Origin of the sequence: Burkholderia sp. RF4-BP95 (assembly GCF_001521985.1) — a bacterium.
Classification (GTDB): domain Bacteria; phylum Pseudomonadota; class Gammaproteobacteria; order Burkholderiales; family Burkholderiaceae; genus Burkholderia; species Burkholderia diffusa.
The window spans coordinates 60,463-85,692 of sequence record NZ_LOSX01000009.1; the positions used below are offsets into that span (position 1 = coordinate 60,463).

26 protein-coding genes and 3 pseudogenes are annotated in these 25,230 nt (G+C 60.2%); 20 read left to right on the forward strand and 9 right to left on the reverse strand.

Annotated elements, in window-relative coordinates; translation table 11 throughout:
• The first annotated feature begins 442 nt into the window (after positions 1-442).
• From ltrA to WS46_RS02095, 6 genes are all read left to right on the forward strand, one after another.
• Positions 443-2,149 (forward strand): group II intron reverse transcriptase/maturase, encoded by a 1,707-nt coding sequence (gene ltrA / locus WS46_RS33185; RefSeq protein ID WP_082725242.1) that lies wholly within the window; start codon positions 443-445, stop codon positions 2,147-2,149.
• Positions 2,150-2,217: 68 nt separating this feature from the next.
• A complete protein-coding gene (locus tag WS46_RS02080; protein ID WP_244139214.1) occupies positions 2,218-2,895 on the forward strand; it encodes a hypothetical protein in 678 nt (225 codons plus the stop codon).
• 194 nt (positions 2,896-3,089) lie between these two features.
• A complete protein-coding gene (locus WS46_RS02085) occupies positions 3,090-3,611 on the forward strand; it encodes a hypothetical protein (RefSeq protein WP_059534657.1) in 522 nt (173 codons plus the stop codon).
• Positions 3,599-5,920 (forward strand): nuclease SbcCD subunit C, encoded by a 2,322-nt coding sequence (locus WS46_RS02090; protein ID WP_059534659.1) that lies wholly within the window; start codon positions 3,599-3,601, stop codon positions 5,918-5,920. The genes WS46_RS02085 and WS46_RS02090 overlap by 13 nt, the downstream gene beginning before the upstream one ends.
• A gap of 79 nt (positions 5,921-5,999) precedes the next feature.
• Positions 6,000-6,176 carry a hypothetical protein gene (locus WS46_RS35905; RefSeq protein WP_175981574.1) on the forward strand — a complete coding sequence of 59 codons (177 nt, stop codon included), beginning with the start codon at positions 6,000-6,002 and terminating at the stop codon, positions 6,174-6,176.
• A 21-nt stretch (positions 6,177-6,197) separates the two neighbouring features.
• Entirely contained in the window at positions 6,198-6,395 is a 198-nt protein-coding gene (locus tag WS46_RS02095; protein WP_059534661.1) for a hypothetical protein, read from the forward strand.
• 450 nt (positions 6,396-6,845) lie between these two features.
• Here the strand turns inward: WS46_RS02095 and WS46_RS34975 are convergent.
• Positions 6,846-7,005 (reverse strand): annotated as a pseudogene (locus tag WS46_RS34975) (IS3 family transposase); the annotation flags it as partial.
• A gap of 182 nt (positions 7,006-7,187) precedes the next feature.
• Here WS46_RS34975 and WS46_RS02100 point away from each other — a divergent pair.
• From WS46_RS02100 to WS46_RS36285, 4 genes and pseudogenes are all read left to right on the forward strand, one after another.
• Positions 7,188-7,934, forward strand: coding sequence for a GntR family transcriptional regulator (locus tag WS46_RS02100; RefSeq protein ID WP_059534663.1), 747 nt, complete (start codon positions 7,188-7,190; stop codon positions 7,932-7,934).
• A gap of 130 nt (positions 7,935-8,064) precedes the next feature.
• Positions 8,065-9,675 (forward strand): gamma-glutamyltransferase family protein, encoded by a 1,611-nt coding sequence (locus WS46_RS02105; RefSeq protein WP_059689147.1) that lies wholly within the window; start codon positions 8,065-8,067, stop codon positions 9,673-9,675.
• 113 nt (positions 9,676-9,788) lie between these two features.
• A complete protein-coding gene (oxlT, locus tag WS46_RS02110; protein WP_059689148.1) occupies positions 9,789-11,063 on the forward strand; it encodes an oxalate/formate MFS antiporter in 1,275 nt (424 codons plus the stop codon).
• 147 nt (positions 11,064-11,210) lie between these two features.
• Positions 11,211-12,010, forward strand: a pseudogene (locus WS46_RS36285) (bile acid:sodium symporter family protein); the annotation flags it as partial.
• A gap of 289 nt (positions 12,011-12,299) precedes the next feature.
• Here the strand turns inward: WS46_RS36285 and WS46_RS02120 are convergent.
• The 6 genes and pseudogenes from WS46_RS02120 to WS46_RS02140 all read right to left on the reverse strand — a co-directional run bounded on the left by WS46_RS02120 (position 12,300) and on the right by WS46_RS02140 (position 15,873).
• Positions 12,300-12,779 (reverse strand): hypothetical protein, encoded by a 480-nt coding sequence (locus tag WS46_RS02120; RefSeq protein WP_059689149.1) that lies wholly within the window; start codon positions 12,777-12,779, stop codon positions 12,300-12,302.
• A 71-nt stretch (positions 12,780-12,850) separates the two neighbouring features.
• Positions 12,851-13,780, reverse strand: coding sequence for a tyrosine-type recombinase/integrase (locus WS46_RS02125; RefSeq protein WP_059689150.1), 930 nt, complete (start codon positions 13,778-13,780; stop codon positions 12,851-12,853).
• Positions 13,781-13,929: 149 nt separating this feature from the next.
• On the reverse strand, positions 13,930-14,322 hold the full coding sequence (locus tag WS46_RS02130) for a DUF2471 family protein (RefSeq protein WP_059534672.1): 393 nt from the start codon (positions 14,320-14,322) through the stop codon (positions 13,930-13,932).
• A gap of 100 nt (positions 14,323-14,422) precedes the next feature.
• Positions 14,423-14,722, reverse strand: a complete 300-nt coding sequence (locus WS46_RS33190; RefSeq protein WP_082722081.1) for an H-NS histone family protein — start codon at positions 14,720-14,722, stop codon at positions 14,423-14,425.
• Positions 14,723-14,847: 125 nt separating this feature from the next.
• A pseudogene (locus WS46_RS36700) lies at positions 14,848-15,543 on the reverse strand (error-prone DNA polymerase); the annotation flags it as partial.
• A gap of 9 nt (positions 15,544-15,552) precedes the next feature.
• Positions 15,553-15,873 carry an H-NS family nucleoid-associated regulatory protein gene (locus WS46_RS02140; protein ID WP_059534675.1) on the reverse strand — a complete coding sequence of 107 codons (321 nt, stop codon included), beginning with the start codon at positions 15,871-15,873 and terminating at the stop codon, positions 15,553-15,555.
• Between the two features lie 232 nt (positions 15,874-16,105).
• Between WS46_RS02140 and WS46_RS02145 the strand changes: the two genes are divergently transcribed.
• From WS46_RS02145 to WS46_RS02175, 10 genes are all read left to right on the forward strand, one after another.
• Entirely contained in the window at positions 16,106-16,891 is a 786-nt protein-coding gene (locus WS46_RS02145; protein ID WP_257129904.1) for a site-specific integrase, read from the forward strand.
• Positions 16,892-17,179: 288 nt separating this feature from the next.
• Positions 17,180-17,542 (forward strand): nucleotidyltransferase family protein, encoded by a 363-nt coding sequence (locus tag WS46_RS02150; protein WP_257129905.1) that lies wholly within the window; start codon positions 17,180-17,182, stop codon positions 17,540-17,542.
• 20 nt (positions 17,543-17,562) lie between these two features.
• Positions 17,563-17,685: a HEPN domain-containing protein gene (locus WS46_RS36295; protein ID WP_257129907.1), complete on the forward strand. Its 123-nt coding sequence runs from the start codon at positions 17,563-17,565 to the stop codon at positions 17,683-17,685.
• Positions 17,660-17,974: a hypothetical protein gene (locus WS46_RS02155; protein WP_257129906.1), complete on the forward strand. Its 315-nt coding sequence runs from the start codon at positions 17,660-17,662 to the stop codon at positions 17,972-17,974. The genes WS46_RS36295 and WS46_RS02155 overlap by 26 nt, the downstream gene beginning before the upstream one ends.
• Before the next feature lie 304 nt (positions 17,975-18,278).
• A complete protein-coding gene (locus WS46_RS02160; RefSeq protein WP_059689152.1) occupies positions 18,279-18,521 on the forward strand; it encodes a hypothetical protein in 243 nt (80 codons plus the stop codon).
• Positions 18,522-18,940: 419 nt separating this feature from the next.
• Positions 18,941-19,336 (forward strand): hypothetical protein, encoded by a 396-nt coding sequence (locus WS46_RS02165; RefSeq protein ID WP_059689153.1) that lies wholly within the window; start codon positions 18,941-18,943, stop codon positions 19,334-19,336.
• A 46-nt stretch (positions 19,337-19,382) separates the two neighbouring features.
• A complete protein-coding gene (locus WS46_RS36705; RefSeq protein ID WP_306453736.1) occupies positions 19,383-19,973 on the forward strand; it encodes an H-NS histone family protein in 591 nt (196 codons plus the stop codon).
• A 53-nt stretch (positions 19,974-20,026) separates the two neighbouring features.
• A complete protein-coding gene (locus WS46_RS33205) occupies positions 20,027-20,680 on the forward strand; it encodes a hypothetical protein (protein WP_082722073.1) in 654 nt (217 codons plus the stop codon).
• A 12-nt stretch (positions 20,681-20,692) separates the two neighbouring features.
• Positions 20,693-20,983, forward strand: a complete 291-nt coding sequence (locus WS46_RS34980) for a hypothetical protein (protein ID WP_156437340.1) — start codon at positions 20,693-20,695, stop codon at positions 20,981-20,983.
• Between the two features lie 224 nt (positions 20,984-21,207).
• On the forward strand, positions 21,208-21,822 hold the full coding sequence (locus WS46_RS02175; RefSeq protein WP_156437339.1) for a hypothetical protein: 615 nt from the start codon (positions 21,208-21,210) through the stop codon (positions 21,820-21,822).
• On the opposite strand, the gene WS46_RS02180 is transcribed toward WS46_RS02175, so the two are convergent.
• The gene (locus WS46_RS02180) at positions 21,794-23,533 is read right to left on the reverse strand and encodes a UvrD-helicase domain-containing protein (RefSeq protein WP_059689155.1); all 1,740 of its coding nucleotides are present in this window, start codon (positions 23,531-23,533) and stop codon (positions 21,794-21,796) included. The two genes, WS46_RS02175 and WS46_RS02180, sit on opposite strands and share 29 nt — an antisense overlap.
• Complete coding sequence (locus tag WS46_RS02185) at positions 23,530-25,230, reverse strand: ATP-dependent endonuclease (protein ID WP_063892193.1); 1,701 nt, start codon at positions 25,228-25,230, stop codon at positions 23,530-23,532. Before WS46_RS02185 ends, WS46_RS02180 begins: the two co-directional genes overlap by 4 nt.

The window sequence follows — 25,230 nt, forward strand, 5'->3', positions numbered from 1 at the left end:
ATGCGGAACTGCGAGCATCACGCGGTGGGGCGCTAGGCTTGGGAGTATGGTGAACGTAAGTGAATCGGTGATAAATCTCGTCATGTGTGAAGGAGCCAAAGATGCTGGGCTTCAACCAAAACGGTGTGTAGATGGTTCTGGTCTTCTTGTGTGACCAGACGAGGACGTGAATCTACCGGGAAAAGGCCGACGCCTAACCTTCCAGTGTTACTTATGTGAAACACGGTAAGCCCGTAGCTCTGCCTGAGAGGGCAGGCGAACCGTAAGGAACGCTGTCGGAGTTGCGGGTATGGGATGCCGGAGAAAGCGAAAGTCGGACTGTAATGGTACGAATAGGGATTGAGAGGCAACTCGACATCATCCTGCCCGAAAGGGAGCAGACTTCCGGCTGGTCTCTCTTTGCAAGAGAGTTTGACGAACCTTCTTAACGGAGGAAAAGCAGATGACGACCATGAAAATGGTTGGTGCAGCCTCCGACTGCGAGGTTGCGTGGCACGCTATAAAGTGGAGCGACGCGCATCAAACAGTAAGACGGCTGCAAATGCGTATTGCGAAGGCAGTTAAAGAAGGGCGCTGGGGTAAGGTGCAAGCCTTGCAACGGCTCCTGACTCACTCGTTTTATGGCAGGGCAGTAGCTGTGAAGCGAGTGGCCGAGAATGGAAAACGTACTTCAGGTGTAGACGGCGCGGTATGGGATACGCCTGAAGCGAAAGTCAGAGCTGTGTTGTCTCTGAAGCAGAGGGGTTACAAGCCTCAACCCTTGAGACGGGTATTTATCCCGAAAGCAAATGGCAAGTTGCGCCCGTTGGGTATTCCGACGATGGCCGACAGAGCGATGCAAGCGTTGCATTCGCTTGCTCTTGAACCTATCGCGGAAACCACTGCGGATCCTAACTCGTACGGCTTCCGACGGGGGCGGGCGAGTCGAGACGCTGCTGAGCAATGTTTTATTTCGCTCGGCAAACGCGTTTCACCTCAGTGGGTCTTGGATGCAGACATTGCTGGATGCTTTGACAATATCGACCACGACTGGTTACTGGCCAATGTCCCCATGGACAAAGGCATTCTCAGAAAGTGGTTGAAATCCGGCGTTGTATGGCAGGGTCAGAAATTTTCGACGGTAGCGGGGACTCCGCAAGGAGGCATCATCTCTCCGCTATTGGCGAATCTCACTTTGGACGGGATGCAGCGAGCTCTCGCGGCACACTTTGGTATCAAGCAGTACAAAGGTGTCAACGGGGAACACAATCCCAAAAAGGTGAATCTGATACGGTATGCAGACGACTTTGTGATCACGGGCGCGTCGAAAGAGGTGCTCGAAGAAGCAAAAATCTCAATCGAAGGGTTCTTGACGGAGAGAGGGTTAACGCTGTCCGACGAGAAGACGAAGATTGTGCATATCGAAGAGGGTTTTGACTTCCTTGGTTGGAACTTTCGTAAGTACGGAACGAAGTTGCTGATTAAACCAGCGACCAAGAACGTGCAGGCTTTTCTGCGAAAGGCGCGAGGAATCATCAAATCAAGCCGCCCTGCAACGCAGATGGAGGTGATCAACCGGCTGAATCCAGTAGTTCGGGGATGGGCCAACTATCATCGTCATCAAGTGTCGAAGGACACCTTTAACAAGGTGGACCACGTCATTTGGAAACAGCTTTGGCAGTGGGCTTGCCGCAGGCACCCCAACAAATCTCTCGGCTGGGTGAAAGGTCGTTACTTTCATCGTGTCAAGGGACGAGACTGGGTGTTTGGCACATCGGTGACTGATGACCGTGGCGTGGACCGGTTCGTTTCATTGGTGAAAGCCAGTGATACGCCCATTCGACGGCATGTGAAGATCAGGGCAGAAGCGAATCCATACGATCCTGGCGGGGAACAGTACATCGAAGACAGACTCGGTCTGTCAACGAAGGAAAGTCTTCAGGGACGGCATCGTCTGCGGATGCTCTGGTATGCGCAGGATGGTAGGTGTTCCAACTGCAATGAGCGAATTACGAAGGACAGTGGCTGGCATGTTCACCATATCCTTCCGAAAGCTCATGGCGGAAACGACGCTTTCTCTAATCTTGCGCTTCTCCACCCGAATTGCCACAGGCAAATCCACAGCCAAAATTCTCGGGAAGCTGCCGGCTCTGGTCAAACAGGGCTTTGATGAGGCTTGAGCCGTATGCGGGGAAACTCGCACGTACGGTTCTTAGGGGGGGATGAGGCCGAGAGGTCTTGTCTCTACCCGACTATCAGACGTGGGAGCGCGAGGGACGCGTCGTCGGCTATCCCGGATCGGTCGGGCGGTTCCACTACGGCGAGCTCGGCGACAAGGGCTATCTGGCGTGGGACGTGTCGGCTTCCAAAGCAAGTGCCACGTTGATCCCGACGCCTTCCCGCGAAATGGTCTCCGTTGCTTTTGACGGGCCGCCTGACACGAACGAGCTGGAAGCACTCGCAGCCGCATCTGCCGGGAAATTCGTGCGTATTCGCTGGCAGATCGATGAAGAGCATAAGCAGCTGGTCGACCGCAAGGCGATCGAAGCGATGTTCTCGACGGCCGCCGGCGTAAAGCTTGAGCCTCGCGTATTGCCTGTCATGCGCAGCCGGGCAGAAGGGATCAGCACGGCGCCGACGGTCGACGCGAAGTTGACCCGTTGGTGTGAGCTGGCCGACGTCGATGCGGTCTCGCTGGTTGATCGGCTGCAGTTGCTCGAGACTGGCGAACCGGACGCGATCGCGCAAGCGATCCTGGCGCGTTTAGCCGACACCGCTGAGTCCACCGGTGATCAGTTCAGCGCGCCAAGCGTCGCGTCGGATCTGTCGCTGGCCACCACGGTGGCGCACGGGGTGGATGCTGCGACGGGCGCCGGTGAGCCGGCCTGGCTCAACGACGATCTGTTCGCGGCGTAATGCCGCTCAACGACGGAGCGTCTTCCGTCCATTCGAACACAGCCGTGTTCCGATAGCCCGTGTGGCTATCGAAACAAGGTTCACCGCGCGTCCGTTGGCGCATCGAACGCAGCAGCTGCATCCATTTTCTTTCTACCCGGACGGGACGTGTTCCCCGTCAGGGGCGCACACCGTCTCAATTCTGGAGTGTGCTCATGTTTGGTCTCTATCCTGCTGGCGTCCGTTGGGCGCAATCCTATACTGCGTCCAACGACGCCAAGTCGTTGCAGAAGCGCCTTGTCGACCACGGCGGGTGCACTGCAGCCCTCTTTCATCAACCGTTCGGTGTTCAGCGCGGCGCCGTCATCGCGCAACGCGATGGCCTGTTCGTCCTGACCCATGTGATCGAAGCCGACCAGGCCGAAATCGTGGTCACGCCGGGCGTCGAGCTGCAGAACCTGCTCTGGTCGTTCGACTCGGGGTACTCGAGTCAATGGTCAGGTCGCGAGCTGCAGATCCTCACGGGTTGTCCCGATTGGGACTCGGTGCTCAAGCAGACGTCGGACGCGTTCCGTCGCCTCTGTGGGACAGTGCGGGCCGCCGTCGATGGCACGTTGGGCAAGCCCGCTTCCCGGCCCGAGCCGACGCTGACGATCGACGACGATGATGTGCCATTCCTGCCTGACGACTATCTGCAGCCCATCACGCTCGCGGAGATCCAGTCATGCGACCACTGAAACTGTTGCTCGAAGGGTTCCATGGCGTGCGGGACGGGATGAAACGCGACAGCGTTGAACTCGACCTGGCGTCACTGCCCAACGGATTGATCGCGTTGACGGGGCCGAACGGCGCCGGCAAGACGACGATTATGGACAACATCCATCCGTACCGGATCATGCCGTCGCGCGTGTCGAAGCTCTCGGTCGATGCGTTCTCGTACTGGGATCACATCTGCGGGGTGCAGGCGCGCAAGGAGTTCGAATGGGAGCACGATGGCTTGCGCTATCGATCAACCTTCGCATTCCGCAAGCCTGGCAAGACCGGCAAGGCGGACTACTTCCTGTTCTATCACTCGACCGATGGTGAGTGGCGGCCGGTATCGCTGCCGGACGGAACCGTGTCGGACGGCAAAGGTGAAACCTACGATCGATGTGTCGATGCGATCTGCGGTTCGCTCGAATCGTTCTTCACGAGCGTGTTTTCGGCGCAGAACCGCCGACCGCTGGCGTCGTACGCTGCGAGCGAGATCAAGGCGTTGCTCGCTCAACTGCTGAAAATCGATCACCTCCGCGCTTTGTCGACGAAGGCGGCAGATGTCGCAAAGGTGCTGGCCCGGCAACTCGGTGTGGTGCAGCAGGATCTCGCGGCGTTTTCTGGAAAGCGTGAGCGGGTCGATCAAACGCGCAAGGCGATCGCGAAGGACGTTTCGGAGATCGCAGCCGCGCGCGAGAAGCGCACGACAGCCCAGGCAGAGATCGTAACGCTGATGCAACAGCACGCCGTGCTGGTTGCCAAGCAAGGCGAGAACGCAGGTGCGGCGGCGCGGCTCGGAGAACTGGGTGCGCGTCGGACCGAGCTGCAGACCTCGCTTCGTGTATTGGAGCGTGACGGACAAGCGGAGCAGCAACGGCTCTTGCAGCGTGCGACGACGATTCGTAACACGATCGCCGGCCACGTAGCGGTTGTTCGGCAGCGTGAGCCCATTCTTAGCGCCGCAGTAGATCGTGACGAGGTGCAGCTTCGTCTTGGAAAGGCCGAGGCTCTGATCGAACCCCTGCAGCGCGCGATCGACGAGCTCGACGCGAAGCGACTGCGGGCAGTAACCGTCGGGTCGACGCTCTCCAGCCTGCAATCGGAGGGCACGACCAAAGCCGATCTGATCAAGACCCTGACCGAGCAATCGGCAGTCATCGGATCGGTGCCGTGTGCGGGGATGGATATTCACGTGACGTGCCCGTTGCTCGCGCAAGCGAGGAGCGCGGCACAGCAGGTGGACGTCCAGACCATCTCGTTGAATGACCTTCGGGGCCGCTACCGCGGCCACAAGGCGGAACTGGATCAACTGGCACCTGCTGTCGCGGCGTTGTCTGCAAAGCGCGCGGAACTGCAGCGCGTCAATGCGGAAATCACGGCTGCCCGGCAGGCGCTTCAACGCGCGACCGAACTTGCTGCCCGAAAGCCGCTGCTCGACGCAGCTGAAAACGGGATGCGACAGGGCCACGCGGAACTCGAATCGCTCGATGTTGAGCGAGGCGAGGCGTCGAAACGTCGGGAGACCGAGACGGTGCGGCTCAACGGCTTGTTGCGGGAGGTCGAGGCCGAGGTGTCGCGCCTGGCTTCGGTCGATGTTGCGCAAGCGATTGCGGATGTCGATCGCCAGTTGGCCGCTCGACGCGAGACCTGTACGGGGCTGGACGCCAGGATCGAAGCATTGATCCGGAGTCAGGCTACGGGAGAAGCGACGCTGGTGACGCTCGAGCGCGAGCTTGAGGGTTTTTCGGCGACGCAGGCACTCGCAGAGCGCATCTCGGACGAGATCGCGAAGTGGAACCTGTTGGCGAAAGGGCTGGGCAATGACGGCGTGATCGCGCTGACGATCGACGACGCTGGCCCGGCACTGACGCAGACGGTGAACGACCTGCTGCTCGCGTGCTACGGCACGCGATTCACGGTCGAGATCCAGACGCAGCGCACGTTGGCCAACGGTGAAACGCGCGAGGGATTTGAAATCCTCGTGCACGACGCCGAAAGCGACAGCAGCAAAGCGGTCGGCGTGATGTCCGGTGGTCAGAAGGTGTGGATCAACGAATGCCTGACACGCGGCGTCGCCCTTTATATCGCGGGTAACGCGGGACAACCGTACGAGACGCTGTTCAGCGACGAGTCGGATGGACCGCTTGATCCCGATCGCAAGGTGCAGTTCATACGTATGAAGCGCGAGGTGCTGCGTCGGGGCGGGTATGCGCGGGAGTTTTTCATCTCGCAAACGCCCGACCTGATTGCAGAGGCCGATGCGGTCATCGACGTGGCCGCACTCGCGAGGTAGTGCAGCACACATTTTTAACCCTGGTGGGGAACGTTCCCCACAGGGGCGTTCCTCGCCTTTTTTCTTTTCGAGGAACGCAATGAAACTGAAGTCCAATCCGGCTGCTCTGATTCGAAGCCTCGCGGTTTCGATCCGCCCGAAGCCCATTCGCATGGGTACGGAACACGTCTACGAGCTGAACGGCTCGCGGCTGTGCGACGTGCTGATCAACGGGCGCTGGGTGACGGTGGCGGCTACGGCTGTCGTGGCATTCTGAATCGTCGACGAGGATCGGTCGATGAACGGGATGACGAACATGGTGATGCTGTTGATTGCAATGCACGGCGGTTCGGAGCCGTCGGTGCCTGCCCTGCGCTACGCGGTGGCTTCGCAGGCCGCCGTGAATGAGCGGCCACCCATGAGAATGGACGCGGTCATCTGCAAGGATGGCCAAGTCCACACCTTTCCGGCCGGGCACCCCAAGCCCTGCATCTAAACCCCTGACCAACGGCTCCGCTCTCGTAAGAGAGTGGGGCCATTTTTTATTTTCGACAACCTTTCTGCTTCCCCTGCACCTAAGGTGCGATCTGGCATGATCGGAGTCGAAGTAATCACGCGGACGAAAGGCAGGGGGAATAAAGACTGTCGAAAGATTACTACTAGGAATTCTTAAACGCTTCAAGACGTTGGGGATTGGTAAGCGGCTCGGCGCGACCAGTTCCATATTCGCGCGCGCGCGGGGCATGATGTGAGAGCTTGGGGAGTTTCCGTGAGGATCACGTGAGATCGTGCCCATGATCCACGATCGTGGGCACGATCCATCTGGATCCATGAAGCAGTCAGGCAGTGCCATGCGAGCTGATCAACGTCAGTCTGTCGACCACATTCCAAGGCAGCAGTTCGTCGACACGGGTGAGATCGGACGGAATTAATGGAGGCCAACGGGTTAAGCAGCGACCTGATTCAGATAGAAGCGCTGTGTGAATGCGACCGGTGACTGGTAATCTGAGGCTCGCCTGCGAACGTTGCCGGTTGTGGAAGATCTCTGTGTATTCGCTAATCGAGTGCCGCGCCTGCTCGCGCGTGGCGAAGCGTGGATCGTACAGATGGGGATGGGGCTACCGATGAATTCCACGACTCTTCCTTGGGGCCTGGGCCACGAGTCAGGCATAATTTCTCAGTTGACAATCAAATCGGTTCCGCATCGGCCGAAGATGCCACCAGATCCTCCAATCTGACTGGACCGGATATGCACGTTTCTTTCATCCTATTTGTCTATACCTAACGCGTGAACGCCCCAGACTCCACGCCGTCATCGCGCGCCGACCTCGTCTATGTCAGCGTCCGCGAGGACATTTTCGACATGCATCTACTGCCCGGTGATCGCGTCACGGAAGCCAGCATCGCAGAACGGTTCAGCGTGTCGCGCACACCCGCGCGCGAAGCGTTGCTTCGCCTGCAGAGCGACGGGCTCATGCGCGGTTACGTCAGGGGCGGATGGGAAGTCGTGCCGATCGATTTCAAGCGCTTCGACGATCTGTACGAAATGCGTCAGCTGATCGAGACGTTTGCCGTGTCGAAGCTGTTTGACCAAGACGGCGCCGTACAACCTGACGTCTTGCCCTTGCTGGAGCGGCTTGAGCATGTCTGGACGGTGCCGCCCGCTCAGCGGCTTCGTAACGGACGAGAAATGGTGGCGCTCGACGAAGCCTTTCACCAGGCGCTCGTCTGGGCTGCCGACAATGCGGAACTCACCAGCGTGATGCAGCGTGTGACTGACCGCATTCGCGTCGTGCGGCGCCTCGACCTCGTACGCGGCGACTGCATCGACGAAACCTACGACGAACACATCGCCATCCTCGACGCGATCCGCGCTGGTGACAAGGACCGCGCCATTGCCCTGATCGCGCGACACATTGAAGGCAGTCGTGTTGCCGTTCGAACGATGACGGCCGAACGCCTGAAACATGCACGCACCGCGAAAAGGCCGGATAGCGTGCCGTATGCACCACCGAGGGTAAGAGGACCGGCGTAACCGCCCCGCCTCCGGGCATCGACGCCCGAATGTTCAAGCGCGCGCCAGGCGCAGCAAGGGTTTGTCGCATCGCGGCATGCTGGCACATGGTTTGCTTGATATTCTTGTATACAAGCAAATCGAGCCCAACATGTATTCCGCTTATCTGAACCCGACGCGCGGCACGCGCGGTATGGCCGTCGCCCCGCACGCACTCGCCTCGCAAAGCGCATTGGCGATTCTTCGTGAGGGCGGCAATGCCGTCGAAGCCATGATTGCCGCCGCGGCAACGATCGCGGTGGTCTACCCGCATATGAACAGCATCGGAGGCGATGGCTTCTGGCTGATTTCCCGACCCGGGGCCGAGCCAATCGGCATCGAGGCGTGCGGCGCGGCCGCGCTGGCCGCGCACATCGATGCATACCGCTCGCGCGGTCTTGCCGCCATTCCCGCTCGCGGCCCGCTCGCAGCCAACACGGTTGCCGGCACCGTGTCGGGCTGGGATCAGGCGCACCGATTGTCCCGAGACGTACTCGGCGGCAAGCTGCCCGTCAAACGCCTGCTCGAAGACGCGATTCATTATGCGAAAGCCGGGATGCCCGTGACCCTGAGCCACGCACGCTGCATCGAAAGCCGGCTCGCTGAACTCACACCGATCCCGGGCTTCGCCGGCACCTTCCTGCGCGACGGACGGGGTCCCGCCACGGGCGACCAGATTACCGCACCGCGACTCGCCGCGACGCTCGAGCAGCTAGCTAACGCGGGTCTTGATGACTTCTACCGTGGCGACGTCGCACGCAGCATCGCAACCGACCTGCAGACACTCGGCTCGCCAGTCGCGCTGTCCGATCTCGAGCGGCACGAGGCACGGCTGCGCGTTCCGCTCGCACTCCAGCACTCGCTCGGCACGCTCTACAACATGCCGCCGCCCACGCAAGGGCTCGTGTCGCTGCTCATCCTCGGCATCCTCGACCGCCTGTCGCCAGCGAAGATGGATCCGCTCGGCCCCGAGTTCGTGCACGCGTGCGTCGAGGCCACCAAGCTGGCATTCGGCGTACGCGACGCCCATCTCACCGATCCCGATTACATGTGCATCGACCCGTCGACGCTGCTCGAACCGGCAGCCCTCGACGAGATGGCCCGGCAGGTGTCCCCGACCCATGCAGCGCCATGGGGCGCAGGTCGCGGCCCAGGCGACACGGTATGGCTCGGTGTGATTGACGACAACGGCGTCGCGGTCAGCTTCATCCAGAGCATCTATCACGAATTCGGCAGCGGCGTGGTCTTGCCCGGCACGGGCATCAACTGGCAGAACCGCGGATGCAGTTTCTCACTCGACCCGACCGCACTCAATTCGCTCGCACCCGCGCGCCGGCCGTTCCATACGCTCAATCCTGCCCTCGCGCGGCTAAGCGACGGTCGCACCATGGTGTACGGGAACATGGGCGGCGACGGGCAACCGCAGTCGCAAAGTGCGGTGTTCTCGCGCATCGCGCATTTCGGCTGGAACCCACAGGCCGCGATCGATGCGCCTCGCTGGCTGTTGGGCCGCACGTGGGGGCAGTCGACCGACACGCTCAAACTCGAAGCGCGTTTCCCGCCCTGGACGATCGCGGCACTCGAGGCGTTCGGCCATGCGGTTGAAGTGCTGCAGCCGTACGACGAGGCGATGGGGCACGCCGGCGCAATCGTCAGGTATGCGAACGGACTGATCGAAGCCGGCTACGACCCCCGCAGCGACGGAGCCGCCGCGGGCTGGTAGGCGCCAGCACGCCCTTTTTCAATCGACGTTGTTGCGTATCCGGCCTGCCGGCCCGGAGGACGCCGTACGTCCGCGCCTGCCCGATTGCAGGCATCCACCAAACGGAGAGCAACATGACTTCCCCTTTGCCAACTACGACGGCTGCCCGCGTTGCGAACGCGTCGTCGTCCACGACACGCGGCCGCTGGCTTCAACTCACCCTCGGCATCGTCTGCATGATGACCATCTCGAGCCCCCAGTACGTCTGGACGCTGATGGCCAAGCCGCTGGCCGCCAAGCTCGGCGTTGCGTTGCCGGAACTGCAGGTGACGTTCTCGCTGCTGATCGTGCTGCAGACGTTCTTTTCGCCATTCCAGGGCAAACTCATCGACCGCTTCGGGCCGCGGACGCTGATTTCGATCGGCACGGCCCTGTCCGGTCTCAGCTGGTTGTTCGCATCTCACGCGAGCAGCCTGTCGACGCTGTATCTCACCTATGGCATCGTGGGCGGCCTCGGCACAGGAATCGTCTATATCGGTGTCGTCGGCCTGATGGTCCGCTGGTTCCCGGAACGTCGCGGCTTTGCCGCCGGCGCGGTGGCCGCGGGCTACGGGATGGGGGCGATCGTCACCACGTTCCCGATTTCCGCGTCGCTGCAGGCACATGGCGTCGACACGACCTTGTGGATGTTCGGCATCGGGTTCGCCGTCGTCGGCTTCCTCGCGGCGCAAGGGCTGCGCGTGGCACCGTCCGCGGACGGCGTGGCCGGACTGACGGCCCAATCGTCGACAAGAAATCTGAGCCCATCGCAAATGTTCAAGACGCCCGTCTTCTGGCTGATGTTCGCGATGATGACGATGATGTCGACATCCGGCTTGATGGTGACGTCGCAAATGGCTTTCTTCGCCAGCGACTTCGGCATGACGACTGCCGTCGTATTCGGCATGGCCGCGCTGCCGCTCGCGCTGACGATCGACCGCTTGACGAACGGCCTGACCCGGCCGCTCTTCGGCTGGATTTCTGACCGCTACGGACGGGAAAACACGATGTTCGTCGCGTTCGGCCTCGAGGGCATCGCGATGACCCTGTGGCTGCTCACGCGCGACAACGCGGTGCTGTTCGTGCTGTTCTCCGGCTTGGTGTTCTTTGGCTGGGGGGAGATCTTTTCACTGTTCCCGTCGACGCTGACGGATACCTTCGGCACGCGTCACGCGACAGAAAACTACGGCTGGCTCTACATTTCGCAGGGCATCGGCTCGATCTTCGGCGGTCCGCTTGCCGCCCTCATGCACCAGCACGCGGGCAGTTGGGTACCGGTATTCGCGTCGGCCATCGCGCTCGACATCGCCACGGCGCTGCTTGCGATCGCGGTTCTCAAGCCGATGCGCGCACGCTTTCTGACTCCCTGAAATCGGTGCGTCTAGCGCCCAAACGCATCGGACTTCGCCCGAGTGAAAGCTTCGGCTGCCGGGCGTTCGGGGAGGGGCACGCCGCGAGATGCTCGAATGCTGAGCTCTCAGCACCACTGAGTCCCTTCCCGAGCCTGTGAACAATCGATGACCCGCTCCAAATTTCTTCCCGACAACTTCACCCTGGCGCTCATCGGAACGGTGGTCATCGCCAGTCTGCTGCTATGCCGCGGCATAGTCGCGATTGGTTTCAATGGCTTGACGACCTTCGCGATCGGGCTGCTGTTCTTCCTGTATGGCGCCAAGCTCTCGCGCGAAGCAATCGTAGCCGGCATCACGCATTGGCGTCTTCACGCCGTGGTCCTGCTCAGTACGTTCGCGCTGTTTCCGTTGTTGGGCCTGGCGCTGAAACCCATCGTCGCACCGTTCGTCACGCCCTCGCTCTATACAGGCATACGGTTCCTCTGCATGCTGTCGTCCACGGTGGAGTCGTCCATTGCATTCACTTCAATGGCCAAAGGCAATGTACCGGCGGCCGTGTGTGCGGCTTTGGTATCGAGCCTGCTCGGCATCTTCATCACGCTCGCGCTCGTCGGCATACTGGTGGCGGATGGCGGTGGCCACGCTGGCTCTGCATGGGATACGGTCGGCAAGATTGTGCTGCAACTGCTCGTGCCGTTTGTCGCCGGACAGATGTCGAGACCCCTCGTAGGCCGACTGATCGACACGCACCGCGAGATGCTGAAGTTTGTCGATCAAGGCTCGATCCTGATGGTTGTTTGTGTCGCTTTCAGTGAAGCTGTAAACGAAGGCATCTGGCACACCGTTTCCGGGCAGCGCTTTGTGGACTGATCGTCGCCAATGCCGCGCTGCTCGCTCTCGCATTCCTTGCCACGGCGTGTGCCGGCAAATGGTTGGGATTCACCCGCGCGGACCGGCTCAACCTTACGCCGGTCGAACTCGACCGACATCTGGTCCACCATGCGATCTCGAATACGAAGCACCTCACGATGCTGAACCTGGCGCCCGTTGACCTGTTTCGCAAGCGGCGTGAAGCCCAGACCCTCTGGAACCAAACCCGGTGCGTATTGCGCCGGGTTTTTTCTGCCTGCTGCCTCCTTTGCTATTGCCTATCGGACTGGGTACGTCATGGCGGGACCAACGCGAGCGCGATGTTCTCAACGATTCAACCCATCGTCATGGTCTTACCGAGCTGTCCGTCCGCGTATTTGGAGCTTACGCGGTCGGTGGCCGGTCGAGGATGGCCGCGAGACGGTCTGCTGCGGGCGTTGGGGTTGCACGCGCGGTTTGCAGGCGGGCCCGCCCGACCACCAGGTCACGCGAATTGATCGAGATGCGGTCAATATGTCGGCCACGTGCGGCGGGCTGAGCCGATCGCTCATACGGATAACCGCGATGAATGTAGTCCTCGAGATCGGCTTCGACGAAGGCGATGTGATGTTGGCCTGCCTCGGTCAACGCGACGCAAAGCATGTCGCACGGGATGCCCGTCAGGTCGCGATCGGCGATCCGGTTGAGGATTCCGTCGCGGACGATGTGATCGGTGATCAGGACGTCCTTTGGGGCGCCGCAATTGTCGATCTGAATGATGACCTGCGTCGGATCCGATGAGAGTGTAAACAGTCGGTAGCAGCAGACGGCGATGCTACCGCTCGCGAAGTAGGCGAGGTCAGTGTAGTGCGTTACGTGGTCCATAGTGAATGCTCCAATAGCGAAAAAGCCAGCGAATGTGCTGGCTTTTTCAGGCTATCGAGGCGGAGAGGAAGTCAAGTCTGGGGTGCAGCTTGAGGCCCGCACGGGATCGTCGCCCGAATGCGGATCACGGTCCGCTGGCTCGTGAGGCCCAACAGATGCATGACGTCGTTGTTGCTTCTGCCGGCGAGCAGCAGGCGCCTGGCGAACGTGTTCCGCAGGGTGCGCGGGCTCATATCGGGGAGCCGAACGTTGATCGTGAGGAGCTCGTCTCGAACGATGCGGCCGAGCAACTCGTCGGTCATTGGCCCGCCTGCACGGGGTGACGGGAACAGTAGTGGGCTGTCGGCGGCGGCGGACAGGTTCTGCCATCGCGCGAGCGCGGGTTCCGCGAATTCGTCAACGTTGACCCGGCGTGCTTCGCGCGGGCCGCGCTTCGGTATACGGAGGTGTGGCCGCGCCGGCGACAGGTCGAGGTCGACGGCGGCCGCCTGCCGGATTTCCTGCGCGGTTATGCCGGTTGAGAGCAATAGACCAACGATGGCGCGATTACGCAACGCGCGATCGTCGAGCCCGTCGACGGCTCGGACCGACGCCTGCAGTCGATGGTCATCGGCCTCGAGAAGGTACACCGGGACGGGTTCATCCTCTGGCCAGGCCTGCGTCAGCGTATAGGCGGCCGCTGGATTGGTCTCGCGCACGCCGACGTCGACAAGATGTCGGCCGAGCCTGTCGAGGAGCTTCTGGTACCGCAGACGTGTCGTGGTGCCTGGCTTGCACCGACGATCGAGGTCAGCAAAGAACGATTCAAGGTGGTCCGGACCGAAGGTGGTCAGCGACCGCTGCGCGGCGGCGAGGTGGCGCATGAAGCGTTCGAACATGGCTTCGTGCTGGACGATCGACCGCGGCGAGAACGCGCGGCGATTGGCGCCGGCGGCTTCCGTGCGTTGCCATTGCCGATAGGCCTCGGTTGGTCCCGATAGCCAGAGAGTCGGTTCGTCCATGCGATCTTATATACTGAATATTGCCTGCCTCAAGCATAACGCGAATCTACGATTCGCGTCACCTGTCTGCAAAAAGGAGGGGCAACCGTCCACCCGCGCTTGCACATGGACGCTGGTACGCACCCTGTTGAGCGCACAGAACGCGTCGTTCACGCCGCGTCCTTCCCGTTCCCGGATGTGGGCGTACCCACCAGAAGCTCTCGGACGCACCGATAGACAATCGGCAGCGACGGATCCGACTTACTCCAGTCGATGAGGCCATTGAAATCAACGCCCGGCATCGTAGCCGGTCCGATGCGCGGTAGAGCATCGACGACCACTGAGTCATTGCGGCTCAGAAAGGCCAAATCGGAAAACGCTTGCTCTTCGAGCTCAAGCAATAGTGTCCAGCTCAAGGCATGTGCGAGGCCGGCGTTGATGTAGTGTTCCGCGAGCAAGGTCGCGATGCGTCGCAGATCGTCCGAGGCAAGTTCGAGCGCGTGCTCGTACCAGACTGGGTCGAATTCCGAACCGGGGCGACCATCGGTTGGGGCAAGATTCATAGCGGTCGACGATGAGAGGGTGCAGCGGCCTGCCACGCGAAAGCCTGGCGCCGCAGGCGGCCGGAATGCACTGTGAATGTAACCAGCGTTCCGTAGAAGTTCAAGACCGGGCGCCGCGCTGATCAATTTTGAAGAGCACGCGGTCTTTGCCATCGATCCACGCTGGCGGGCGGCCTCGGCTATTCCATGTTGCGCCGGTTTCGGGATCGCGGTACTTGGCATCGGGACGGCGACGCGGGTGCTTCCGATGTGTACCGTAGATCTCGCGCGAACTGATTCCGAATTCACTAACGAGTTGGCGTACGTCGGACAGGGGTGTTGTCCGTGCCGCGTCTTTGGCAGCGTCGATTTCTGCTTCGAGCGCGGCCCGTTTCGCGAGAAGTTCCTGGTAGGTCGACATAATCTCTCCGATCGTGGTTGGTGAATCAATATCGACCAGCATAGCGAGGGAGTCAGGAAGTCAAGTTCCGGTCTCGATGTACGTTGAACCTTCCACGCGAGCGCGTCGGCCGGTACCCGAATCATTCAGCAGAACTCTCTCACGGTCGTCAGCAGCGCCCCGCGTAGCTCGGTCCGGTCGACGAGCTTGCGGGCGATCAGATGCCGCACCTTGCCGTCCGTCTGCCAAACGCCGTAGACGGCGAGTACTATGGCGCCGAGTGCTTCCCTTCGATACGTCTCTAGCAGCGTAGGTCGGAGGATTACGTTCACCTGACCCGTCTCATCCTCACGCGTCATGAATCGGACACCGTTGGCGGTACCCGGCCGCTGTCGAACCGTGACCAGGCCGCACGCGCGCGCAACCTATCCGCTGCGCAGCGTTGCCAGTTGGTTTGGCCGGCTTCAGGCGATCGTGCAGCCGCGCCAGCGGATGCCGGCCAAGAGTGAAGCCCATCGGTCGAAAGTCCGTCACGATTCCCGCACCCTCGGTCGTTTGAGGCACCGCCGGCACTACGTCGTCACGTTCGGTGCCGTGCAGCAGACCCCGCCCGGGCACGCTGGCGGCGGCCAGCTATAGCGCCGCGCGTCGATTGCTGTTGGTGAGCGAACGAAGGCCATTCGCGCGAGCTCGACGCGAATGGCCGTGTCTTCGCCCATGCTGTTTAGGCGTGAGAAGCCCAGGTGCGCCGGCGCCGACGTCGCCCCCCCTTCGATAGCGCAATCCCATGTGCTCACGTTGACGTCGACAGGCAGTATCTGGGCGCCGCGACGTTTCGCGTCCCCGTCAGGTTACTCGCCCGGCCACCATGTCTTCCCCGTTCGGTTGACTAGGTAGTCGTCGAGGTTCTTGCCCTCCAGCCATTTCGGACGGGGCCCGAACCCCGACCATTCCTTACCCGAGGATGGGTCGTAGTATTTCGCAGCAGCACGGCGTTTGCGTGGCTTGCGGAATCCCGTGGCCGACAAAAGCTCCTCCTCCGTGATGCCGTACAGTGCAACCTGGTCGCGAATTGCGTCCAATGCGGCACGCTTCTCCTCACGCTTCGCATCGACGAGGCGGTTGTTCAATTCACGCAACTGAGCCTGAAGGGCCTCGATATCAGTCAACATATTCGTTCTGGAGTTTGTTGGAAATCCGCAGGATGGTAGCCGAGAAAGCTACATCACTGAAACGCTGGCTAGACAGGAGGACAGCACTTTGCGGATTTGGCGTTCAGTCGAAAAGGTTGGCGAGGGGTTCTGCCGGCTTTTTCCGAGGACGCGAGGTACGGCGCGGGTTACACTGAAAAGGAGCGCCACACCGTCTCTCTCGTAACAGGCTCGAAACCGAGCATATTCCGAGATGGAGAAACGATGGAACCGAAGCGTCCAAAGACCCTCCCCCTCACAGATCCGGCACCTGCTGCGCGTCACTGACGCGACGAGCCGGCATTCTGAGCGCGACACGCTCGTGCTGTTGCTCGGATTCACATGCGGCATGCGTGTGTCCGAGATCGCCCAACTCGAGGTGGCCGACGTGCTGTTGCCGTCCGGCCGTCTCTGCGAGGAAGTGAGCCTTCGAGGCGCGATTACCAAAGGCTCGAAGGCCCGTTGCGTCTATCTGAGTCATCCCAAAACCGTCGCTGCCCTGGGGCGTTACATCGAATGGCGCTGGAAGCGCGGTACGGTGACGGCGCTCGACCGGAGCAAGTGGCAGGGACTTATGCCTAATGTGCTGCTCATCTTGACGCACAAGGGCACACGCTACGAACTGAGCGTGAAGCGTCGCGTCAACTACGACGGCGAAACGGTCGAATATCTCGCGGCAAACAGCCTTCAGAACTATGTGACCGGGTTGTACCGCGCCGCTGGTTTCGGTCGGGGTTTTCAAGCCTCTCAGGTCGCCGGACTTTCGCGAGTCGGCGTGTTGTACAGGGCCACTCGATTGAAACGGTGCAGTTACTGCTCGGCCATGTCCACCTCGATCACGTCGCGCCCTATCTTGAGGTTTCCAGATTGGCGCGTCGCGAAGCAATGGCGGAACTTGGCGGGCCGTTTTCGGACTGACGAGGAACTTCGCAGTACTGGCTCATGTACCGACGGCGAATACTGGAAACACAGGACGTGTGCCGGACCGGAAATCCAATGATATATTGGTGTACATGAACACGTTATCGTTACCACTAACGATGGGCAACCGTGCCCGCATGCGCGAACTGTGCACGCTCGCTGGATCGCAGGGCGAAGCTGCCAGGCTCATTGCGAAGCAAACCAGCCGCCCGTGCAGCGTGAATGCCGTGAAGTCGTGGACTTGCGATCCGGATACGTCGCGCGCACGGACCTGTCACGACTGGGCTGTTGAAGCGCTCGAGAAGGCATTGAAGAAACTGAATAATGCGAGTCGAAATGGTGTACATAAACACCCAACATGAGAGGCATGACCCCGGAGATTTCCCTGATGAATTCGTCTGTTGACCCGTTAACAGACCGCGCGGCAGATGTTTTTCTGAAGCGCATCGCGGTCCGTTATTCGGTAAGCCGAACCATTCTTTTTGGCAGTCATGCTCGACACGACGACACCGACGAGAGCGATGCAGACATTGCCGTCATTCTTCGTGGCGAGCATGGGGAGCGCACCGATATTGCACTCGATATGGCGGGCACGTCCTTCGACGTGCTGCTCGAAACCGGTGTTCTAGTCGGAGCATTGCCGCTTTGGGAGGATGAGATGGAGCATCCTGATTTGTTCAGCAATCCGGTACTGATTGAGAACATTCGTCGTGAGGATATTCCGCTGTGAGCAAGACGCACAAGGACTACATGGCGAAGGCGGGCCGCGTACTCGAAGAGGCGCGTGTGCTACTCAAAGCCGGAGGCTACGAGGGCGCGTGTAATCGTGCGTACTACGCGATGTTTGATGCCGCACGCGGCGTTGTTGGGTAGTGGCGTGGAGAAGTCGCCAGAGACCCATAGCGGGCTAATCGCCGCGTTCGGCTTGAAGTTGGTGAGGAGCGGGCTTATTCAACCGGAGTTTGGTAGGGCTCTGAGCGAGGTTGAGAGCTTGCGCGGAATCGCAGACTATGCCGTCGAATCGATCGTGGTTGACAAGGCCCTCTGGGCGGTTGGGCAGGCAGAGGACTTCATCGGCATGGTGCGCCAGCTGCTCGCTCGCGATCTGACCCAGAAGTTGGAAGATCCGGAACCGCCATCGACGCCCGGCACCGATATTTGAACGGGAGCGGTTTCATGAGCATCGAGTTAGTGCACCGTGCCACTTGTCGAACGCGCAGGTCGGGCATTCGCCGTACGCTTGAGCGATATTCCGCAGCCGTGGCTAGACCGTTTTCTCATTGCATTGCGCGGCTCCGCCTGCCCGGCGCTCGACGGCGAAGGTGAATGTGCGTATGCATGGGACTGGCAGGACTGGCTGCAAGGGACTTTCCGCGGGGCCGCGCTGTAGAAATGTTCGATAGCCCCAATGGGCGCGGGCGCTAAACCCAAGGAAAACGTTGACGAAGTTGCGTCTGGAGGCTGCCATGAAGCGAGTGAAGCGGTTTTCGGAGTACGGGGGCTGGAAGATCGAGGCATCACCGACCATTCTTGCGAATCAGCGGCTCTTCGTTTCAGGCGTCATCGTTTCACGAGGCGACGAGCGCTTCATTTTCACTGACCTCGGCAACCGCGTGTATCGAGCGCAAGCCTACGAACGCGGTATCGAGTGGGCCAAGCGATGGATCGACAATAACTTCGTGTATGGCGCGCCAAGCCGACGCGGTTAGGAAAACTATGGACAACACCATTGAGATTGCGAGCAATGCCCGGTCGGCTGTATCGGCCTTAATCCGAAGATTGCTCGTTGCATACCGTGTGGCTGAGACGCCGCAATCTCAGAGGGACTTCCTGCTGCAACTGAGGGCGGTTAATGAAACGGTAGCTTTGATCGAGCCATTAACTCGCTTTAACCGTTTCACGGAATTGGAAGAGCTCGATGTGTCCGCAGCCGAAATGGCGGAACTGCTCTCGGGGTATCGAACCAACCCGACCCGAAGAAAAGATCTATTTTGCGCGAGTCCAGAACTGCGTATTGCGCGGGCAGGTGATCGACCGTCAGGCCGGGGGCGAACGAGTCCTTCGAATGATTCGCGATCTTCAGCGAGATAGCGACCACAAGCTTGTCTTGATGTAGGAAAGCGAGCCTATGGGATACGACGTTCACATCACGCGCAAAACGAATTGGTTAGACGACGAACCGCAGATCGACATTTACGAGTGGCGATCTCTTATAGCGTCGGACGAAGAAATGCGCCTCGACGGATACGCCGAAGCCAAGGTTGGCAGCGGAGCAGTCCTTCGCATGGAAAGCGAAGGGCTGGCTGTATGGGTAGCGTATTCGGGCCATGCAGCCAATGGGAACATGGCGTGGTTTGACTTCGGCAGAGGTGACGTTGTCGTCAAGAATCCGGATGCTGAGATACTCGTCAAAATGTGGGCGATAGCCCAGAAGCTCGGGGCTCGGGTGCAGGGCGATGACTGCGAGTTGTACGGTGCTGATGGAACGTCGTTACGTAACGATACAGCGATGTCGAACCAATGATCGCTCCGCTCTGGTGAACGTTCGCCAACTATAGGAAGGAAAAGCCATGACGCTCCCGTCCGGCAGCTACCTTTGCTGGGATCGAGTGGCCTGCAAGGAATGCGCGGCAGTCGATCGTCCAATGGGCTACAACGACAAGCTGTCCGGCGACTTCTATCATGTCGACCGTACTTGCGGTTACCAGTGGGTCGCGATAACCGCCGAGGAGGAGGAACTCGCGGCCGAGGAGCGCATGAAGGACGCGCTCGGGACTGCGGGCTCCATGCTCGGTAACAGCAACCAGGAAAACGCCGGCCATGCCGGCGCAAGGAAAAGAGAGAACATGAACTCGAAACCGACGGGCTACCTAGCTCTAATTGCGCAACGAGAGGCACTGGATGCGCAAATCAACGCCGCTCGCGAAGCCGAACGTGAAGCGGCGATCGGACAGATCAAGGCCCTGATGAAGGAGTTCGATCTCAGCATTCTGGATCTGCAAGAGAAAGGGCATAAGCGCAACTCGAGGCGCATGTCGACCGTTCCGAAGTACCGCGACCCTGCTACAGGTAAAACCTGGTCTGGCAGGGGCCGACAGCCAGCATGGCTCGGTAACGATCCTGCAGCGTTCCTAATTCAGCCCGACCTGCTCGCCATCTGAGTAGGGTAGCCGCTCTTCGACCATTGATAGGAAAGGAACTGTACAAAGATCTCATGAAACGCGGGAAACCAAAACTTACCCGTCAGGACGCGGAGCGTCTCTTTACGGGATTACCAAGCGGGAACACGAGCATGTCGGGCCGGCCGGTGAATCCATTCGAAGCCAGCGCGTTCGATACGGCCCAGCGCGCCGATGACGAACCCCGGCTCTGGAAAGACAATCTGATCACGCTACCGAGCGCGATCGCTTTGCCTGCCGGCTACGCGTCGCTGTCCCACTTGTGCGACGCGATAGCGCGCATTTTACGGGTGAGATGGGTGAGGGAAGCTGGCCACGAGGTTGTTGCCGAGTTTCCTGAAGGATGGAAAGCCGTTCGTCCGGCCACTGGCCCCATTGAACTGCGAGATCCGTCGAACGTGGTGCGAGCAGTGTATGGCTGGGCGGAGGATGCCGAACTGCGGCTGTTGCCACGCTATCTGGTCGAGACACAGTCGAACAGTTCGAGCGGGATGGGCAGCTTGCTGGTACGCGATCGCGCCACTGGGCGGATTCTCGAACGTTCCTCGATCTGGTCGTCACTGACAGGCAGTAACCACCCGGATTGGGCTCGACTTTCAGGGTGGCTCAGCTTACGCTATCCGCAACATCTGGATCCGTTACGGTACTGGGACGATTGTGAGGCTAATGCCGACCTGGTCGGCACCTAGGAAACCAGGCAAATGAACATAGACCAAATCGAAGCCGAAGCGAGCGAATATCTAGCGCACACACTCGGTAAGTTCACATTCACGGACCTGACTGACGAAGAGCGTCACGCAGCGTTCATGCTTGCTTGTACGTTACCGGATCGGGCCGTTATCAAAGACTTCATCGTTGCTGCAAGCGAAGCGGAAGTAGTTCGCGCTGGCTGGCCAGCAAATGTTGCGCAGACACTCGCGCCTTTGGTCATGAGACTGGATAGCGTTTCGTATGCAGCGCGGTCTGCTTCGCTGTTCGAAACGCGTAATTGAAAGGCCGGAAAACAGCCCCGTTGCGGAGTGAAGGAATTTTTTGACCGAGTACAAACGCACCTTTCGCAACACAGAAAGTCTCGCCGAAGAAGCGGTGACGCGATGCCATTGGGCCGTTTCTAACGGCGCGCGGCTACTCGGTTCTGCGCGACAGCCGTACGCAGACCGGTACCGCAATCGAGCAGTTTTTGCGTGTACAGGCACCCGATGGTCAGACACTGCAGATGCGAGTTCGATTGTGCTGGCGCCGCACCTACGAACGTGCGAACCAGGGAAAAATCGCAGCGGTGCAACTGCGCGCTCGATTGATCAATGATAGCTGGGATGACACGCTCGCTTTCGTAGTCGGGCGTGACCGGGCTGAGGGAAATACACATCATCTCTTTGTTCAGCGCGACGGCATGGACATCGCTTACGCCACGCTAATTCCCCGGGAGGAACTTGCGCCGATTGGCCAGCGCGATGTAAGTGCCGGCTTGATCGCCAAGGGCCTGCTCGGGAGGATGTCGAAGAACCACGCCATGAACGGCACTAGCCCTACAATCTGGCTTCAGGACGATCGTAAGGCGCATGGTCATGAGGTCGCGGACGTACTGTGGAGCTGGCCCGGTGTTATTGATTTGGCCAAGCTCGCGGTTGCGCCTGCAAAGAGTGACGAGCCTGTTGACGACACTTACGATGACTGTCCGGTTGGTGACACGTGGCTCATCGGCAGCGACGGCGCTGAGCGTCGTCCCGTGGTGCGCTCTGAGGTCAAACGCGATCCGCAGGTTAGCCGCGCGGTGACACAGCTCTGCCCAGAGGGAGTCGTTATAGTGCCGGGCCGATATCCCGGATAGGGTGGTCCGCGAACCATCCCGACAGAGTCGCCATCGCGCCGGGCTCAAGCAGATGCGTGAAGAGCAGTGCCAAGCGCCTCTTCGGCCGCGAGACCGCGACATAGAACAGGTTGCGGTAACGCTCGTAGTCCGCCGTTCGAGTACCGATCAGGCCAGGGTTCCCGGCCATCTTAAGATAGAGGTTGAAGTCGTAATCGTTCCAGCCGCGCCCGAACACGACGAGGACATTTTCGAACTGATCGCCCTTCACCCCATGCTTGGTTTCAAAAGGCGAGTGACCGTCGAGATATTTGCAGAGCGCGATGATCTCTTGGTAGGACACTGCGTGAAGCGCATGGAGCTCTTTGATGCGTCCCGTCAGCGGTTCGCCGCCCGCAAGCGCGTCCGCAAGCGCCTTCTCCTGGCGCACGACCGAGTCTGAGAGGATCGGCAGTCCGGTGGAGGACAGATATGCGAGCACGTCGCCGACCGTGCCCGTGTTGCGAAGTTCGCAGAGCCGCCTCATGGTGTCCGTCCACCTAGCCTTGTCGGCCGGCCCGTTCATCACCGGACGCTCAGCGTCAATCGCTTCGAACATCTTGCCGAACCGCTTGGTGCGGTAGGCCCGCGCCGCCGGTTCAAGATGTTCGTGGAAGTATGCGATGACCTCGTTGGCCTTACGCGTAAAGGAATCGTTGAACGCGAAGACGGCCCGCATCGAGCTGTAGCCCATCTCTGTCGCGAGCGCCCGGTGGGTTAGCATAAGGACCTTCGTGTCGCCGGCAAAATCCCAGCCAACGCTCTCCAGCTCGGAGCGGACATTGCTAAGCGCTCGCGTGGCTTCGGCAGCGGGGAGGCTGCCCTGCCAGTGGTTCGCCGTGAGCCGTCGCCCGCCCCATCCGTTGGTGTGGTAAACGTGAACTTCGCCCGGCGCAGCCGGGTCTTTCACCGCCTGGGCGAGCTCCGGGCGGATCAAGTTCAAGCTGTCGACGATTGGCTTCGCGCTGCGGAAGTTCGCCTTCTTGTCGATGCGCTTCAGCGCGTTGTGTGCGATCGAACCGCAGCCATCGCCATAAATCTTCTGCCAATGGTCACCGAAGAAGCCGAATTGCGGCGCGTGCGGCTTGCCGATGAAATGGTCCTTGATGCATTCAACGAGTTCGACGTTCGTGTCCTGGTACTCGTCCACGAGGATGAGCGGGAAGCGCGACGCCATCGCGTTGCGGAACTTCGCGAACTGCATGAGCTTGATAAACACCGGAAAGATGTCATCGTGGTGCAAGTTCGCCGTGCCATCTTCGATGGAGCGCCGACCGAGCGCGTACCCAACTGCCGTGATGTTCGCGGCGTCGAGTTCTTCGACGCGATCCACCCAGCCCGGCAGCGTGCGGACAAGCTCGCGAAACCGTTTCTGAAACGGGCTGACAAGCATCCACGCAAATGCGTGGGTCGTGTCACAGTAGATCGCCGGATCGCCATCAGTCTGCGCGATGATCGTATCCCGCGCGACATTGGTGTAGGTGACGCACGCGACTTGCCGGTGCGTGCGTTGAAGCTCCCGCGATTGGTCCTTCAGGATGTAGCGAAGCGCAGCGATCAGCGAGTAGGTCTTACCGGCGCCAGCGCCCGCCTCGAACACGAAGCTCGACCCGTCGTTGAGGCAGTCTTTCAGCGCTTCCCAAGCGGCGGCGGCAGCGGCTTCAGCTGGATTGGGGTGAGTGGCCCCGCTCATATGGCTTCACCTGAAAGTGGCGTGTCGGTGAGTACATTGATCGCATCGATGGCCTGTGCCTCGGCGGCGAGTGCCACGCTAGGATTGGCGACGGCAACATTACTCGCGGCGAGCCAGCGCATGCCCTCTTCAATATATCGCGGCGTGACCCAGTCGGTTCTCTCAATCGCGTAGGTCAGTGCGAACTTTGACTTCTTCTGCTTCGCGGCCTTGTCCTGGGCAGCTTTCGCGAGTGCGTCATTCGTCGCGCCAGTAATGCCGAAAAAGGTCTGGTTCGCAAGAATGAACGCGTCTTCGAACGTCCGACCACACGGCCCGTTTGACGCTTCCGGCACCTGATATGCGAGGCGCAGACTGCCGCGAGTCTTGGCAGCGTTGTCTGCCGCCAATGCCGTTGACAGAGGGAACAATGTCGCCCCATCCGCTACTTCTTCCTCGTCGTCGTCAGCAGTCTCGGCGACGGCTACCTCCGCCGTCGCCGAAGCTGCGGCCATCGAAGCCGCTTGCGGCATGGGATCACGTGTTGTCGTCTGTTTATCAGCAGGCGTTTCGGGCACCGGGGCCGGAGCTTCGACCGTGTTGAACCAGTGTTTGATGCAGGAATTGCTCGTGGTCTCCCCCTCGTGGACGAGACAAGCTTCGAGCTTCTTCTTCGAGTTACGTTTGACGGCGTCGAGATCAGTAATGATCAGACTGCGCAGGCCCAGGAATTTGAGAAGCGGAATGAAGAGTTGCGCATAGGCCCCGCCGACCTCCATGATCGTAATGTATTGGCTGCCAAGCTTCAGGGAGGGATCGACAGAATCGAGGGCGCGCATTACTTGCGGCAACATTAGCCGCTCCGTCGTTCCTTCAATCAGCACTGCCTTATCCGCGAAGAAGAGATCGCAGCGCGTCAGCGTGAGGTACTGATGCAGGAAGTCAGACGCAGGGCCTTTCAATCCGGCGAGGTCGCTGCTGAGGTCCTTGACCTGAGTACAGCGAACACCAACCGGCAGATCCGTCGACGTCACGGCGAAATAGCGGATCGTGTCGAAGCGGGCTTCATTCGCGACGTGCGGGGAGTGCGTCGAGACGATGAATTGCACCGGCCATGAGACGTTCTCGCCCTCCAAGGCGCAGAGCTTTTTAACGATCTCCGGCAACTGCCGAATGAAGACCTCCTGCATCTGTGGATGTAGATGGGCTTCGGGTTCTTCGATCACGATGAGCTGCACGCCAGGCGCGTTCGCATGCGCCCGGTACTCGCGGAAGAAGCCGACGATCTTGAGCAGGATATAGAGGAGGTTGCGATACCCGAGCCCGTTGTAGGACTCTGGTAGCTGCACGCCGCTGTAGCTGGCGTACTGAATTTTTGTGAAGTCGGACAGAAGCTTGCCGACCTCGAGCTTCGTCTCCGGCTGCAGTGGCACGTTGTCCAAGCCCGGATACCCGAAATACTCAATCGCAGGCATGAGTTTCGCGAGCTCTTTCTTGAAATCCGTGTCCATCCCCGACTGGATTTCCTCAACGGCCTTCTTGAGCCCGTCCGCGATATTCTTTTGGGAGCCGTCCGCCGTCGAGACGGAGGCGCTTTGGAACAGGCTCTCCAGCACCTTTGCCAGCACGTCAGTGCTACGGGCACCCGTGCCGTCGAGTGCACGCTGGGCGTTCACAAAGCCGAGCGACAGCAGGTTTGTGACAGCCTTGGGCGTCAC

Coding starts and splice junctions, on each gene's coding strand:
- ltrA (WP_082725242.1), top strand. CDS start 443: ATGACGACCATGAAAATGGTTGGTGCAGCCTCCGACTGCGAGGTTGCG.
- WS46_RS02085 (WP_059534657.1), top strand. CDS start 3,090: ATGTTTGGTCTCTATCCTGCTGGCGTCCGTTGGGCGCAATCCTATACT.
- WS46_RS02090 (WP_059534659.1), top strand. CDS start 3,599: ATGCGACCACTGAAACTGTTGCTCGAAGGGTTCCATGGCGTGCGGGAC.
- WS46_RS35905 (WP_175981574.1), top strand. CDS start 6,000: ATGAAACTGAAGTCCAATCCGGCTGCTCTGATTCGAAGCCTCGCGGTT.
- WS46_RS02095 (WP_059534661.1), top strand. CDS start 6,198: ATGAACGGGATGACGAACATGGTGATGCTGTTGATTGCAATGCACGGC.
- WS46_RS02105 (WP_059689147.1), top strand. CDS start 8,065: ATGTATTCCGCTTATCTGAACCCGACGCGCGGCACGCGCGGTATGGCC.
- oxlT (WP_059689148.1), top strand. CDS start 9,789: ATGACTTCCCCTTTGCCAACTACGACGGCTGCCCGCGTTGCGAACGCG.
- WS46_RS02120 (WP_059689149.1), bottom strand. CDS start 12,779: ATGGACCACGTAACGCACTACACTGACCTCGCCTACTTCGCGAGCGGT.
- WS46_RS02125 (WP_059689150.1), bottom strand. CDS start 13,780: ATGGACGAACCGACTCTCTGGCTATCGGGACCAACCGAGGCCTATCGG.
- WS46_RS02130 (WP_059534672.1), bottom strand. CDS start 14,322: ATGAATCTTGCCCCAACCGATGGTCGCCCCGGTTCGGAATTCGACCCA.
- WS46_RS33190 (WP_082722081.1), bottom strand. CDS start 14,722: ATGTCGACCTACCAGGAACTTCTCGCGAAACGGGCCGCGCTCGAAGCA.
- WS46_RS02140 (WP_059534675.1), bottom strand. CDS start 15,873: ATGTTGACTGATATCGAGGCCCTTCAGGCTCAGTTGCGTGAATTGAAC.
- WS46_RS02145 (WP_257129904.1), top strand. CDS start 16,106: ATGGAGAAACGATGGAACCGAAGCGTCCAAAGACCCTCCCCCTCACAG.
- WS46_RS02150 (WP_257129905.1), top strand. CDS start 17,180: ATGACCCCGGAGATTTCCCTGATGAATTCGTCTGTTGACCCGTTAACA.
- WS46_RS36295 (WP_257129907.1), top strand. CDS start 17,563: ATGGCGAAGGCGGGCCGCGTACTCGAAGAGGCGCGTGTGCTACTCAAA.
- WS46_RS02155 (WP_257129906.1), top strand. CDS start 17,660: ATGCCGCACGCGGCGTTGTTGGGTAGTGGCGTGGAGAAGTCGCCAGAG.
- WS46_RS02160 (WP_059689152.1), top strand. CDS start 18,279: ATGAAGCGAGTGAAGCGGTTTTCGGAGTACGGGGGCTGGAAGATCGAG.
- WS46_RS02165 (WP_059689153.1), top strand. CDS start 18,941: ATGGGATACGACGTTCACATCACGCGCAAAACGAATTGGTTAGACGAC.
- WS46_RS36705 (WP_306453736.1), top strand. CDS start 19,383: ATGACGCTCCCGTCCGGCAGCTACCTTTGCTGGGATCGAGTGGCCTGC.
- WS46_RS33205 (WP_082722073.1), top strand. CDS start 20,027: ATGAAACGCGGGAAACCAAAACTTACCCGTCAGGACGCGGAGCGTCTC.
- WS46_RS34980 (WP_156437340.1), top strand. CDS start 20,693: ATGAACATAGACCAAATCGAAGCCGAAGCGAGCGAATATCTAGCGCAC.
- WS46_RS02175 (WP_156437339.1), top strand. CDS start 21,208: ATGCGAGTTCGATTGTGCTGGCGCCGCACCTACGAACGTGCGAACCAG.
- WS46_RS02180 (WP_059689155.1), bottom strand. CDS start 23,533: ATGAGCGGGGCCACTCACCCCAATCCAGCTGAAGCCGCTGCCGCCGCC.